Here is a 13,719-nt window from a genome sequence, read left to right as displayed (position 1 = left end):
GGGGAAACAGGAACAGTGGGACCAAGGAGGCGGGAAAGCCGATTGATGCATGTTTGGGACTGTAGCAGCACTGTCCAAACCGCATCCAATCTGGGAAAATTACGAGTGCAGTTTTTCAGAAATCGAGACTGAGCCGCGAACATAAGGAAGAGGCACCGTTACTCGATGAGTATCCTGAGAAGAGGTTGGAGCGGGAATGGGAATAGAGACAGGAATGGGAATGCTGTCCAGGAAGGAGCAACATAACGTCAACAAACTGCACAAGCGGTTGAGACGGCTTGTGGGTACGGCGATAGCTGATTTCAATATGATCGAACCTGGAGATCGGGTAATGGTGTGTCTCTCAGGCGGAAAAGACAGCTATGTCCTGCTCGATATCCTTCGCAGCCTTCAGGCGCACGCAGCCGTACAATTCGAGCTGATTGCGGTAAATCTGGACCAGAAGCAGCCGGGCTTTCCGGAACACGTATTGCCGAACTATCTCACTTCCGTCGGCATGCCCTTCCGCATTGTCGAGCAGGATACATATAGTGTGGTGAAGCGCCTGATACCGGAGGGGAAAACCACTTGCAGCCTTTGTTCACGCTTGCGCCGCGGGGTTCTGTATCGCGTGGCAGGCGAGCTGGGCGCAACGAAAATCGCGCTGGGTCACCATCGTGAGGATATTCTTGAAACCCTGTTTCTCAACCTGTTTCATGGCGGCAAGCTGAAAACCATGCCACCCAAGCTGGTAAGCGATGATGGCAAGCATATCGTCATCCGGCCGCTTGCCTACTGCAAGGAGAAGGACCTGGCTGCCTATGCGGAGATGGAAAATTTTCCGATCATTCCCTGCAACCTGTGCGGGTCACAGAAGAATATGCAGCGCCAGGCAGTAAAGGAAATGCTGCAGCAATGGGATAAAAAGTTTCCCGGCAGGCTGGAAAACATGTTCAGCTCTTTGCAGAACATCCAGCCCTCGCATCTGCTCGATTCCTCGCTTTACGATTTTCATGGACTCAAAACCGGGAACGGGCCGGTTGCCGATGGGGACAGGGCATTCGACCCCGAGCCCTTCGAACCGGGTATGGAAGAGCTCCTGAACCTGAACAAAGGGTGAAAAATCTATTAAATTCGGCCAACCCTGCAACTGGTGGACAAACCAAGTAAAGCACTCCTCAAATGAGAAAATCACCCGGATCAGTTTTGCAACCAGCTTCGCTGTCAGTTTCACCGCTATCAGTTTCACTCTGGCTGGTTTTTATCGGCTTGCTGGTCATTGTGCTGCCAGCCTACTCCGCTTTACCTTTCAGTGACACCAAAAATGGTGTGCCGACCCTGGCACCGGTGCTTCAGGATGTGACCCCGGCGGTCGTCAATATTTCCGTGGTGACGCGCTCGGCCATCGAAGAGAATCCCTTGTTTCGGGATCCTTTCTTCCGCCGCTTTTTCAATCTTCCCGAGCAGGAGGCTCGCCCGGAGCGCAGTGTGGGCTCGGGCGTGATCATGGATGCGGGCAACGGCTATGTCGTGACCAACTACCACGTGATCAAGGATGCGCAGCAGGTGGTGGTGACACTCAAGGACAGGCGTCAATTCCAGGCGAAGCTGGTGGGAACGGACCCGGGTACCGATATTGCCCTGCTGAAGATCGATGCCAAGAACCTGAAGGCGTTGCGCCTCGGTGATTCCGAGTTGCTCAACGTGGGGGATTTTGTCATCGCGATCGGGAATCCGTTCGGCCTGGGGCAAACGGTAACTTCGGGCATCGTCAGCGCATTGGGAAGAAGCGGACTGGATATAGAAGGATATGAAGACTTCATCCAGACCGACGCCTCCATCAATCCGGGCAACTCCGGTGGCGCTCTCGTCAATCTCAAGGGGGAGCTGATCGGTATCAACACCGCCATCATCGGTCCTGCGGGCGGCAACGTCGGCATCGGCTTCGCGGTCCCCAGTGTGATGGTGAAGGCAGTCCTCGATCAGATCCTGCGCTTCGGCGAGGTACGCCGCGGCAGGCTGGGCGCGAGCAGCGAAGATATTACGCATGACCTGGCGGCCTCACTGGGGTTGCCTTCCACGGAAGGCGCCATCATCAGTGCGGTCGAGTCGGGATCACCCGCCGAAAAAGCCGGGATGAAACCGCGCGATGTGATAACGACTGTCAACGGAAAACCTGTGCGGAACTCGATTGATTTGCGCAACAAGGTTGGACTGATGCCAATCGGGGAGACGCTGGATCTCGGGTTGATCAGGAATGGGAAGCGGCTGACTGCCAAAGTAAAGATCGCCAAGCTGGCGGAGGTTTCCAGTGCAGGTGCGGAGGTCGTGCCCGAGATCTCCGGCGCAACCGTGGCGAACCTGAAACCTGGGGTCCGCCGGGGAATTGAGGGCGTGATGGTAACAGACGTGGAAGTCAATAGTCCTGCCTGGCTGCGGGGCATTCGGCCGGGTGATCTCATCATTGGCGTCAATCGCCGGCAGGTCCGTTCGGTTCAGGAGTTGCTTGCTGCTCTCAAGGCCAGCAGCCAGGGAAGCCTTATTCTAAGCCTGATACGAGGCGACTTCAGGGTGACTATCAGGATCAGGTAAATCCGTTTCCTGAAACATTCTGAAACTGAATCGCTTCTGATAGCCTCTTTAGCCGCTCACCGAGGCTTCAAAATACACAGCCCCTCGCTTTCCTTCCGGGCTCGCCGGAGGCGCCCCCTCATCCACGGGAATGCCCGAGTTCGCGGTATAATCCCCAGCTTTATGGCAGAAAGCCGAGCTTATGCAGGAAAAATATCACCCACAGGAAACCGAGTCGGAAGCGCAACAGTACTGGCAGCAAACCGCCGCATTCAAGGCTGTGGAAGTGCCGGAAAAGCGGAAATACTACTGCCTTTCGATGTTTCCTTATCCTTCTGGCAAGTTGCATATGGGGCATGTGCGCAACTATACCATTGGCGATGTGCTGTCGCGCTATTACCGCATGCAGGGTTACAACGTGTTGCAGCCCATGGGCTGGGATGCGTTCGGCCTGCCGGCAGAGAATGCGGCAATGCAAAACAATGTGCCACCGGCAAGGTGGACTTATGACAACATTGCCTATATGCGCAAGCAATTGCAAAGCCTGGGGCTGGCAATAGACTGGGACCGCGAGCTTGCCACCTGCCAGCCGGATTACTACCGGTGGAATCAGTGGCTGTTTCTGCGCATGCTGGAAAAGGGCCTCGCCTACAGAACGACGGGTATCGTGAACTGGGACCCTGTCGACCAGACAGTGCTTGCCAATGAGCAGGTAATCGACGGGCGCGGCTGGCGTACCGGGGCTCTGGTGGAAAAGCACGAAATCCCGATGTATTACATGAAGATCACCGCGTATGCCGATGAGCTGCTGGAAGCGCTGAATACGCTTCCGGGCTGGCCGGAGCGGGTGAGAACCATGCAGGCCAACTGGATCGGCAAGAGCTTCGGTGTCGAAGTCCGGTTTCCTGCTGATCCCGAGTCAGGCATGCCGCAGGACCTGAAGGTTTTTACGACTCGTGCAGATACCTTGTTTGGCGTAACGTATGTGGCTGTCGCGGCTGAGCATCCTGTCGCTCAGCACGCAGCGAAAAGTAATCCGGCCCTTGCTGCATTTATCGAGGAATGCCGGCAGGGCGCGATGATGGAAGCGGAACTCGCTACCCAGGAAAAGAAGGGCAGGGATACCGGGTTGTACGTTATCCATCCCCTGACCGGGGCCAGATTGCCCGTCTGGATAGCCAACTATGTGCTGATGGGCTATGGGGAAGGGGCGGTGATGGCAGTTCCCGCCCACGATGAACGCGATTTCGAGTTTGCCACCCAATATTCGCTGCCGATCAGGCCCGTGATCAAGTCTGTCGACTCCGACCTGCCAGTGCCGCTTGCACAGGCATATGTGGAACACGGCATTACGTTCGATTCAGGCGAATTCTCCGGTCTCGCGTTCCAGGCCGCAGTGGATGCGATCGCTGGCGCCTTGCAACAGAAGGGAATGGGCGAGAAACGCGTGCATTACCGCCTGCGCGACTGGGGTATTTCCCGGCAGCGTTATTGGGGCTGCCCCATTCCTCTCGTCTATTGCGATGCGTGCGGCACAGTGCCAGTGCCGGATGAACAGCTTCCCGTGGTGCTTCCGGAAGATCTGGTACCCGATGGCTCGGGCAACCCGCTTGCTAAAACGCCATCGTTTTACGAGTGTTCCTGCCCGCGCTGCGGGCAGCCCGCGCGCCGGGAAACCGACACAATGGATACCTTCGTCGATTCGTCATGGTATTACATCCGTTACGCCTGCACCGACCAGCACCACGCCATGGTGGATGCACGCGTGGATTACTGGCTCCCCGTTGATCAATATATTGGCGGAATCGAACATGCCATCCTGCATCTGCTCTACTCGCGCTTCTGGAGCAAGGTCATGCGCGATCTCGGACTGGTGCTGTTCGACGAGCCGTTTGTCAATCTGCTGACTCAGGGCATGGTGCTCAATGAGATCATGTTCCGGAAAACGGAAAGCGGACGCATCGTCTATTTCAACCCTGCGGATGTGGACATCCAGACCGACGAGCAGGGAAGAAAAATCGGAGCAGTGCTGCGCGCCGACGGCCAGCCGGTTGAAGCAGGCGGCATCGGCACGATGTCCAAATCCCGCAACAACGGCGTCGACCCGCAAAAACTCGTCGAGCAATACGGGGCGGATACAGCCCGGCTCTTCATGATGTTCGCCAGCCCGCCCGAGCAGACCCTTGAATGGGCGGATGCCGGAGTAGAGGGCGCATTCCGCTTTCTGAAGCGATTATGGAAACAGGTTTACGATCATCTGCAACAAAGCGGCGCAGTGAATGGTCCAATTCCGGTTGCAGGTCTCAGTCCTGAACTCCGGGCCTTGCGTTTTCAACTGCACCAGACCATCGCCAAGGTGGGCGATGATCTGGGCAGGCGGCATACCTTCAATACCGCCATTGCAGCCGTAATGGAATTGATGAACACTCTCGGAAAATTGCAGGATTCGAGCCCGCCTGCGCGCAGATTGATGCAGGAAGCACTGGAAAATATTGTCCTGCTGCTGTCGCCTATCGTTCCCCACATCTGCCATGCCCTCTGGCGTGAACTCAGGCCGGGAACCGAACTGCTCGATCAGCCGTGGCCGCAAGCAGACAGTGCAGCGCTCGTGCAGGATGAGATTGAACTGATCGTTCAGGTCAATGGCAAGTTGCGCGGGAAGATACGGGTTGCCGCAGATACAAAACCGGTAGTCATCGAGCAGCTTGCGCTGGAGAATGAACAGGTGCGAAGATTCCTGGATGGAAAAGCAGTTAAAAAAGTGGTAATGGTGCCAGGGAAACTGATCAATATCGTCATTTGAAGACACAGAAAGATCCAGAAACCGGAACTCGAGGATTGCCGATGAAAAAAATCCTGTTGCTTGCATGCTGTCTTTTGCTCGCGGCATGCGGCTTCCAGTTGCGCGGCACTGCAGCGCTTCCGTTTGATACGCTTTATATTTCCTTTCCGCAAGGACATCCCATCGGTACCGACCTCAGACGCCTCGTTAGAGCGAGCACAAACACTCGCCTCGTCGACAACCGGAAAAAGGCCCAGGCCATACTGGAGATTCTCAGCGTCACCAATGACAGGCAGATCATGTCCGTGTCAGGCGGGGGACGCGTTTTGGAGTTTGAACTGCGGTACCGGGTTTCCTTCCGGCTGGTCGATGCCAAAGGGGAGGAAATCATTCCCACCAATGAACTGGCCCTGCGCCGGATCATGCCTTTTACCAATCAGCAGGTGGTCGCCAAGGAGGGGGAAGAGGCAATGCTCGTGCGGGAAATGCAGAGTGATTCAGCAGATCAGATCGTGCGACGCCTTGGAGCAGTCAAGGTGGCGGAACTGAATAAGTCTCCACAGGTGAATCCCTGACTGTCGCTCCTGTGTCGCGGTAACTTGAAGGCGAAGGCATGCGTATTGCGCCCGAACAGCTTGCGCGGCATCTCGAGAAACAGCTTGCGCCGCTCTATGTGGTATCTGGCGACGAATTACTTCTGGCAATCGAAGCTGCCGACCTGATTCGTGCAAAAGCGCGTCAGGGCGGATATATCGAACGGGAGATTTTCAACGTCGATAGCCACTTCAACTGGGTAGAGCTGGAACGGTGCAGCAACAGCCTGTCGCTGTTCGGCGAAAGACGTATAATCGATCTGCGCATCCCCTCGGGCAAGCCGGGCAATCAGGGCAGCGCCGTTTTGGAGAAATACTGCCGCGCCCTGCCGCCAGATACCGTCACACTCGTTACCCTGCCCAGGGTCGACCAGCAAGGTGCGGCAACCCGATGGTTCAAGGCGCTTGATGCCGCAGGAGCAGTCATTACGGTTTATCCGGTAGAACGCGGTCGGTTGCCTGCATGGATAGGCCAACGGCTGGCCATGCAAGGGCAGAATGCCGATGTCGACACGCTGCAATTTCTTGCCGACAAGGTGGAGGGCAACCTGCTCGCAGCCTATCAGGAACTCAAGAAACTTGCGTTGCTTTATCCGCCCGGAATGCTGTCGTTCGAGCAGGTGAAGGATGCCGTGCTCGATGTCGCCCGCTATGATGCATTCAAATTATCCGATGCGATGGTTGCCGGGGATACTGCGCGCTATGCGCGCATCCTGGAGGTTTTGCAGGGTGAAGGCATGGCATTGCCGCTGATCGTCAATACGCTGGCGGGGCAGATCCGCCTTCTTGTCGCGATTCGCACGGGACTCGATGCAGGGAAACCGCTACGGCAATTGATCAGCCAGGCTCGGGTATGGCAGGACCGACAGAAAATAATGGAGAACGCCGCTCACCGCCTGAACCTTGAACAGTTGACATCGGCCTTGTCGCATGCCGCTAAAATAGACAGAGTCGGCAAAGGCGTTGCAAGCGGCGATCCCTGGGATGAGTTGCTGCAACTGGGTTTGCGTTTTGCGAAGATCGGACGGCGGCAGTAGTTAAAGCATGGCAAAACGTTGACACAAACGGAGGATAGCCGACCTACCGCTATTGGATTCGCCATCGGCGAACGCCGGAGTGAGGAATTCCGGTGCGGGATCCGTCAAGACGCCGTCATATCCGCGAAAGCGGGTGTCCAGACTTTAACTAATTTTATTCCGGACAATAGTGGGGCTTGACCCGGAATCCAGTTCCGGAACTACCAGTTACTCCTGCAATTTTAATTTACTGTCTGAATGGAACCATTGACATGGACATCATCGACATCAAGACCTATATGCATTCCCTCGGGCGCGAAGCCCGAGCCGCCTCGCGCCTGATTGCCAAAGCGGAAACCGCAGCCAGGAACCGGGCGCTCACACAGATGGCGATGGCTATAAAACGGGAAGAGCAGCAGCTGCTGGCAGCGAATGCCAGGGACGTGGAAAATGCGAAAGAACGGGGATTGGAATCGGCAATGATAGACCGGTTGACGCTCACGCCCAAAAGCATAGCGAGCATGGCCGAAGGTTTGCTGCAAATTGCAGCGTTAGCTGATCCGGTGGGTGAAATAAGCGATTTGAATTACCGTCCCTCCGGCATACAGGTCGGAAAAATGCGCGTGCCTCTGGGGGTGATCGGCATCATTTATGAAGCGCGTCCCAACGTCACGGCAGATGCCGCAGGGTTGTGCCTCAAGGCGGGTAACGCAGCGATACTGCGCGGCGGGTCGGAAGCCATTCACAGCAATCAGGCAATCGCGGCGTGTGTCAGGGAGGGGCTTAAGACGGCCGGTTTGCCTGAAACGGCGATCCAGGTTATCGAAACGACCGACCGGGCTGCCGTGGGTGAACTCGTCACCATGAAAGAATTTGTCGATGTCATCGTGCCCCGCGGCGGCAAGGGGTTGATCGAGCGCATTTCGAATGAAGCGCGCATTCCCGTCATCAAGCACCTGGACGGCGTATGTCATATTTATATCGACGAAGGTGCCGACCTGGAAAAGGCCATTCGCGTTGCTGACAACGCCAAGACCCAGCGCTACGGCACCTGCAACACGCTCGAAACATTGCTGGTGCATGAGAATATTGCCGGGGAAGTGCTGCCGCCGCTGTGCAGAATCTATCTGGACAAGGGCGTGGAACTGCGCGGCGATTCGGCCTCGCAGACAATCATTCCGGAAATGAAGGAAGCAAAGGAGGAAGACTGGTATACGGAATATCTTGCGCCTGTCCTGAGCGTGCGCGTGGTAAGCAGTCTCGATCAGGCCGTCGAACACATCACGACTTACGGCTCCCAGCACACTGATTCCATCATTACCGAGAATTACAGCAACGCGCGCCGTTTCCTGCGCGAAGTGGATTCCAGTTCCGTCATGGTGAATGCCTCCACCCGCTTCGCGGACGGGTTCGAGTATGGCCTCGGCGCGGAAATCGGTATCTCCACCGATAAGCTCCATGCTCGCGGCCCGGTGGGACTGGAAGGATTGACCAGCCAGAAATTCATCGTCCTGGGTGACGGGCATATCCGGCAGTAGGTTTCCAGGAATAAGGTTCAATTTTATTTGCTTAAATAACAAGGTTTTCATGGCTCAGCTTACCGAAATAAAAGTACCGGATATTGGCGACTTCAAGGATGTGGCAGTGATTGAAGTGCTGGTGAAACCCGGTGATCCGGTGGAAAAGGAAACTTCGCTTATTACATTGGAAACCGATAAGGCATCCATCGAAGTTCCTTCGCCGCAAGCCGGGGTGGTAAAAGAACTCAAGGTCAAGGTCGGCGACAAGGTTTCGGAAGGCTCGGTCATACTCATGCTGGAGCCCACAGCAGCAGAAGCGGTTGCTCCTGCTGAAACCGCCGAATTTGCCAGCAATCCTGCTGCTGTGAGCAAGCAGGAAGAGCCGGCTGAGAAGCCTGCTTCCGACGTTGCTCTTCCATCGGAAAAAGAGGAAGAAGAGGAAGCACCGGCCTCAGCCGCTGCCCCTGCCCCTGCCCCTGCCCCCGAATCCGTAGCCCCACCCACTGCGCCTTCGGTTCCACAAGGTGATATTCATGCCGATGTAGTGGTGCTGGGTGCAGGACCAGGTGGTTATACCGCCGCGTTCCGTGCGGCCGACCTCGGCAAGAATGTAGTCTTGATCGAGCGCCATCCCACGCTTGGCGGCGTCTGTCTCAATGTGGGGTGCATTCCATCCAAGGCGTTGCTGCATGTGGCGAAAGTCATCACCGATGCCGAGGAAACGGCACAGCAGGGTATCGCTTTCGCTAAGCCCGGCATAGAAATAGACAAGCTGCGGGGGTGGAAGGAATCCATTATCGGCAAACTCACCAAGGGACTGGCGGGGCTGGCGAAGCAGCGCAAGGTGAAGGTGGTGCGCGGAACAGGCAAATTCACTTCGCCCAATATGATCGAGGTGGAAACATCGGACGGAAAAAAAACGGTGTCGTTCGAGCACTGCATCATTGCCGCGGGTTCTACTGCCGCTCGCATTCCAGGCTTCCCCTACGATGACCCGCGCATCATCGATTCCACCGGCGCGCTCAAGCTGGAGGACATCCCCAAGCGCATGCTGATCATCGGCGGCGGCATTATCGGCCTCGAAATGGCGACGGTCTATGACGCACTCGGCAGCAGGATCAGTGTCGTCGAATTGATGGATCAACTGATTCCCGGGGCGGACGCCGACCTTATCCGGCCGCTGCACAAACGCATACAGAAACGCTATGAAGCCATCTACCTCAAAACCAAAGTCACCAGAATCGAAGCGCTGCAAGAAGGGTTGAAGGTCACGTTCGAAGGCGCATCGGAAGGCAACACTGAGGGCACTGAGGCACCCGAACCGCAAGTATACGACAGGATTCTGATGGCGGTAGGACGCCAGCCAAATGGCCGCGAAATTGGCGCAGAAAATGCAGGCATCACAGTGAACGAACGTGGCTTCATCCCGGTGGACAAGCAGTTGCGCACCAACGCCCCGCATATCTTCGCCATCGGCGATATCGCCGGCGAGCCCATGCTGGCGCACAAGGCATCGCACGAAGGCAAGCTGGCGGCGGAAATCATCGCCGGGGGGGAGAAGATGAAGTCGGCAGCTTTCGATGCACGCGCCATTCCCTCCGTGGCGTACACCGACCCTGAGATCGCCTGGATGGGCCTCACCGAAACCGAAGCCAGGAAGCAAGGTATCGAATTCGAAAAAGCGGTATTTCCGTGGGCCGCCAGTGGCCGCGCATTGGCAATGGCCCGCGACGAAGGCGTGACCAAGCTACTGCTGGACAAGAAGACACGACGCATTCTTGGTGCAGGCATCGCAGGCATCAATGCCGGCGAACTGATATCCGAAACCGTACTGGGATTGGAAATGGGCGCGGATATGGAAGACATCGGCCTTACCATTCATCCGCACCCGACTTTGTCCGAAACCGTATTCTTTGCCGCTGAGATCGCGGAGGGGACGATTACTGATCTTTATATGCCGAAGAGGTGAGATTAGGTCGAGGCGACTTATGATGTTAATCGACTCTTCAATTGAAACTCTACGCATATCAAAGGCTAAAAATTCATCCATGACCACCATAAATCTAGCCGTTGACCCTGTTATTCAGATAAATAATTGCAGTTCCGCGAGTACTAAGACCTATACGAACTTGGCACGTCATCACCTCCTTGCAGCAAAGCGATTTGCAGATCGAATCCGAGAAATCGAGAAGGAATATGCATCTGAGCCTGTTGGTCTTTTTTGGGACGAAGTGCTGCACAATGCTCTCGGCGTAGTAACACTCGCAGTTGCCTCACTAGAAGGTTATGCGAATGAATTGTACTTTGAAAGTTCTAGTGCTTTCGCAGCTGGCATAGGTTTGAATCGCTCGGCGACGGCGTTGATTGCGGAGCTAGCAGAAAAGGAGAGGGTTCTTTTGAAATTTGAACTGGTACTTGCCATAAGGACAGGAAAACAACTGCCACATGGCGATCCAATTGTTCAGAACATTAGTGCTCTTATTAAGCTTCGCAATGCGGTATTACACTTTCGGCCAGAATGGTCCTGTGAGCAAAAAGAGCATGCCAAGTTGGCGAGACAGTTAACCAATAGATTTGAATTGTCGCCCTTTCTTGCTAACGCCCCCGTCTTTCCTCGTGCTTGGGCCTCCGGTTCATTTGCATTCTGGGCATTACAATCTGTAAAGGAATTCCTGGATTATTTCTTTCTCGAAGCAAATATTCTTAATCCTCTTGACTCTATCGATTTACCCTTGCCTGGATAACAAAAGGCTTTATATAGATAAAGGCGGAGGAGTTAAGGGAACAATTTGCCTAGTTCCGCTCCTGATTCTCCTTTACTACAGTTTCCTGTTTGTCTAATATTTGCGATGGAGATCCAGCACCTTCGGCAGGTAATTCCTGGTTTCCTGAAGCAGCAGGACCCCATTTCCGTATTTGATGACATCGTTTTCGCCAGCATTATAGGTGGCCAAAGTCAAACTCAAGTTGCCATTGAGCATTCTCGGATAGATCGATAGATCAGCAGAGTCAGACTCGATTGATCCGGTGCTTGCAATACTGAAGCAACACCAGGATAGAGGTGGCCCTTGTGCAGGTTATATCCTGACCATACCGTTCCGGGTATTCCCTGCGTCAGGGCCACCGCCCTTTTAAGTTGAAGTCTCGGCTTCAAATGCTATGGCATCGATTTCCGTAGCTTCCGGTCCTTCAGTGTGTGTGAATTCCTCACTATCCTCGTAAGCTAGACGGGTTGTGCCGGTAGCCCTGATGAGCGCGCCAGCGGCGAGTCCCGTTATCAGAGCGAGCACGACACTGAAGGCGATGCCGATAAATTGGGCAACTGCTATGCCGGGCACGACCAGGATAGCAACGAATGCACCCAGCAATCCCGGCATTCCATGCAGATTATGGACTCCACAGGTGTCAACGATCTTGAAGCGTTTCTCAAGCGCAGGTTGAATGAACACAAACCCGATGACGCTGACGGCTCCGGCGAGCAGGCCGATCCCAAAAGCACCCGTCGGCGACACGATATTGCAAGTCGAACCAATCGCCACTCCGCCGGCCAGCGCCGCATTCGCCATATCGACCATCGAGGTTTTGCCTTTATGGAAATATGTGCTCAAGAAGTACGTGGTGATCGTGGCCCCACACAGTGCGAGTACCGTATTGACTACCGTCTGCGGCATTTGCTCGAAGGGAACGATGGCGGTGGCGAAACTAGGCCAGAAAAGCCACAGGACCATTGAACCAAGCATTGCGAATCGATCAGAAGTCGGATCCGACTCAATCGGCTGGCTTCGTTGTCGTGCCGTCGTCAGCGCAAGGGATAACCCCAGGCCAAAATATGCACCGAAGGCGTGTATGATGATCGACCCCGCAGTATCCTGGAATCCTTCAGTCATACCCATTCCGTTATCCAGCACCAGCCATTCGTTCAAGAGATAAGCGGGAATCAGGAACAGCGCCAGCAGTGCGTATTGGAAAACGCGGAGACGACCGAGGACTGCGCCCATGGCGATCAAGCCGGACGCCACGGCGAATTCAGCAAAAAGCAATGCCTGCACCGTGTTCGGAGCAATTTCGTGGGCAAATACTCCATTTGCGCGAAGCAGCATATAAAGCGGAAGACCGACAGCCACCACCAGATATGTTCCGGTCGTGGCCCCGAATCCATATCTTTTGACAAATACCATGAGGAAGCCGAAACCCACCAGCAACATGGCGAGGATATGAATTACGTAATTGTATTGAGCTACCTGTCGCGCCTCGTTAAGCTCGGGCGCGGTGCCCCCCTCGCTCGCCCAGGCACTTAAATACAGCAGAAAAAAACCGGCTGTGCCACACAGCGTCATGCAGAGACTTTTTTTCATTTTTCCCCCCATAGTGTTTACGGTTATCTGACTTGCCCAGGCACAGTGTGAACCTCAATAGCCTTAAGCACAATGGGGACATTTCAATAAAACGAACTTCAATAAAAAAAAGAAATACGATGCCGGGACTTCAAAGTCTCAGCAGGAGCAGGCTGGACGTTCGCCGTATGGGGAGGGGAAGAAGGGCAGGGTTGTGTAGCGAAATTCAAGAAGGACGAGACGAAAACTCCCCTTCCTAGAGCCTCTCCCCTGAATGATATCTGCGATAGAGATCGAGAACCTTCGGCACATAAGCCCTCGTCTCCTGAAATGGCGGAATCCGGTTGCCATACTTGACGACGTTGTTTTCCCCGGCATTGTAAGCGGCCAAAGTCAAACTCAAGTTGCCGTTGAACATTCTCAGCAGCTCCGTGAGATATCTCGCACCGCCATGGAGATTCTGCACGGGATCGAAACGATCTGTGACACCGTATCTCTGGGCAGTTTCCGGCATGAGTTGCATCAGGCCCGCTGCGCCCTTTTTTGAAACCGCCTTGGGGTTGTAGGCAGATTCGACAGTGACCACGGCATGGAGCAGCGCGTCTTCGAGGGCGTGGGCGCGGGCGACTTCCTTGATTACCGGCGCATATTGCGTCTTGAGCGATGCGATCAGATGCCCGTTATTTGAAGCTGTCCGTGATTTCCCGGGGTTGGCGCTGCTCCCGATGAATGGAACATACCGTTCATCCGTCGGCACATTGGTAAAATGCACCACGCCATGGTCATCCGTAAACGAGTAGATGACCTCGGCCCAGGTTGACTGTATTAATCCGAAACCCAGTAACAATGCCACGGTCGGCAATATCGATTGTTTCAAGTTCATAAAACCGAGGAGTCTGCTTTTTCGCCTTTTTGCATGCCCAG

11 protein-coding genes are annotated in these 13,719 nt (G+C 54.9%); 8 read left to right on the top strand and 3 right to left on the bottom strand.

The genetic code is table 11. The annotated features are described in order from the left end of the window. The first annotated feature begins 196 nt into the window (after nucleotides 1-196). The 8 genes from ttcA (at nucleotide 197) to C8R21_RS00090 (ending at nucleotide 11,205) form a co-directional block, all read left to right on the top strand. The gene (ttcA, locus tag C8R21_RS00125; RefSeq protein ID WP_258192166.1) at nucleotides 197-1,099 is read left to right on the top strand and encodes a tRNA 2-thiocytidine(32) synthetase TtcA; all 903 of its coding nucleotides are present in this window, start codon (nucleotides 197-199) and stop codon (nucleotides 1,097-1,099) included. An 86-nt stretch (nucleotides 1,100-1,185) separates the two neighbouring features. After that, nucleotides 1,186-2,571 (top strand): DegQ family serine endoprotease, encoded by a 1,386-nt coding sequence (locus tag C8R21_RS00120; protein ID WP_258192165.1) that lies wholly within the window; start codon nucleotides 1,186-1,188, stop codon nucleotides 2,569-2,571. 181 nt (nucleotides 2,572-2,752) lie between these two features. After that, entirely contained in the window at nucleotides 2,753-5,353 is a 2,601-nt protein-coding gene (gene leuS, locus C8R21_RS00115; protein ID WP_107760829.1) for a leucine--tRNA ligase, read from the top strand. Between the two features lie 41 nt (nucleotides 5,354-5,394). Then, nucleotides 5,395-5,907 (top strand): LPS-assembly lipoprotein LptE, encoded by a 513-nt coding sequence (locus C8R21_RS00110; protein WP_107761065.1) that lies wholly within the window; start codon nucleotides 5,395-5,397, stop codon nucleotides 5,905-5,907. Between the two features lie 38 nt (nucleotides 5,908-5,945). Then, nucleotides 5,946-6,962, top strand: coding sequence for a DNA polymerase III subunit delta (holA, locus tag C8R21_RS00105; protein ID WP_107760828.1), 1,017 nt, complete (start codon nucleotides 5,946-5,948; stop codon nucleotides 6,960-6,962). Nucleotides 6,963-7,213: 251 nt separating this feature from the next. Next, a complete protein-coding gene (locus C8R21_RS00100) occupies nucleotides 7,214-8,479 on the top strand; it encodes a glutamate-5-semialdehyde dehydrogenase (RefSeq protein WP_107760825.1) in 1,266 nt (421 codons plus the stop codon). A gap of 49 nt (nucleotides 8,480-8,528) precedes the next feature. After that, nucleotides 8,529-10,430 carry a dihydrolipoyl dehydrogenase gene (gene lpdA / locus C8R21_RS00095; RefSeq protein WP_107760823.1) on the top strand — a complete coding sequence of 634 codons (1,902 nt, stop codon included), beginning with the start codon at nucleotides 8,529-8,531 and terminating at the stop codon, nucleotides 10,428-10,430. 19 nt (nucleotides 10,431-10,449) lie between these two features. Beyond that, the gene (locus C8R21_RS00090) at nucleotides 10,450-11,205 is read left to right on the top strand and encodes a hypothetical protein (RefSeq protein ID WP_107760821.1); all 756 of its coding nucleotides are present in this window, start codon (nucleotides 10,450-10,452) and stop codon (nucleotides 11,203-11,205) included. 93 nt (nucleotides 11,206-11,298) lie between these two features. On the opposite strand, the gene C8R21_RS16260 is transcribed toward C8R21_RS00090, so the two are convergent. The 3 genes from C8R21_RS16260 to C8R21_RS00075 all read right to left on the bottom strand — a co-directional run bounded on the left by C8R21_RS16260 (nucleotide 11,299) and on the right by C8R21_RS00075 (nucleotide 13,678). After that, nucleotides 11,299-11,427, bottom strand: a complete 129-nt coding sequence (locus tag C8R21_RS16260) for a hypothetical protein (protein WP_258192164.1) — start codon at nucleotides 11,425-11,427, stop codon at nucleotides 11,299-11,301. A gap of 165 nt (nucleotides 11,428-11,592) precedes the next feature. Then, complete coding sequence (locus C8R21_RS00080; RefSeq protein WP_107760819.1) at nucleotides 11,593-12,816, bottom strand: ammonium transporter; 1,224 nt, start codon at nucleotides 12,814-12,816, stop codon at nucleotides 11,593-11,595. Nucleotides 12,817-13,051: 235 nt separating this feature from the next. Further along, complete coding sequence (locus tag C8R21_RS00075) at nucleotides 13,052-13,678, bottom strand: lytic transglycosylase domain-containing protein (RefSeq protein WP_107760817.1); 627 nt, start codon at nucleotides 13,676-13,678, stop codon at nucleotides 13,052-13,054. Nucleotides 13,679-13,719 lie beyond the last annotated feature (41 nt).

This window comes from Nitrosospira multiformis (assembly GCF_003050865.1).
Taxonomy (GTDB): domain Bacteria; phylum Pseudomonadota; class Gammaproteobacteria; order Burkholderiales; family Nitrosomonadaceae; genus Nitrosospira; species Nitrosospira multiformis_E.
The sequence above is the reverse complement of the archived record's forward strand: the minus strand, read 5'-3'. Positions and strand labels throughout refer to the sequence as shown.

Excerpts from the sequence above, each read along its gene's own strand:
- holA (WP_107760828.1), top strand. The coding sequence starts at position 5,946 with ATGCGTATTGCGCCCGAACAGCTTGCGCGGCATCTCGAGAAACAGCTT.
- lpdA (WP_107760823.1), top strand. The coding sequence starts at position 8,529 with ATGGCTCAGCTTACCGAAATAAAAGTACCGGATATTGGCGACTTCAAG.
- C8R21_RS00110 (WP_107761065.1), top strand. The coding sequence starts at position 5,395 with ATGAAAAAAATCCTGTTGCTTGCATGCTGTCTTTTGCTCGCGGCATGC.
- C8R21_RS00075 (WP_107760817.1), bottom strand. The coding sequence starts at position 13,678 with ATGAACTTGAAACAATCGATATTGCCGACCGTGGCATTGTTACTGGGT.
- leuS (WP_107760829.1), top strand. The coding sequence starts at position 2,753 with ATGCAGGAAAAATATCACCCACAGGAAACCGAGTCGGAAGCGCAACAG.
- C8R21_RS00100 (WP_107760825.1), top strand. The coding sequence starts at position 7,214 with ATGGACATCATCGACATCAAGACCTATATGCATTCCCTCGGGCGCGAA.
- C8R21_RS00090 (WP_107760821.1), top strand. The coding sequence starts at position 10,450 with ATGATGTTAATCGACTCTTCAATTGAAACTCTACGCATATCAAAGGCT.
- ttcA (WP_258192166.1), top strand. The coding sequence starts at position 197 with ATGGGAATAGAGACAGGAATGGGAATGCTGTCCAGGAAGGAGCAACAT.
- C8R21_RS00080 (WP_107760819.1), bottom strand. The coding sequence starts at position 12,816 with ATGAAAAAAAGTCTCTGCATGACGCTGTGTGGCACAGCCGGTTTTTTT.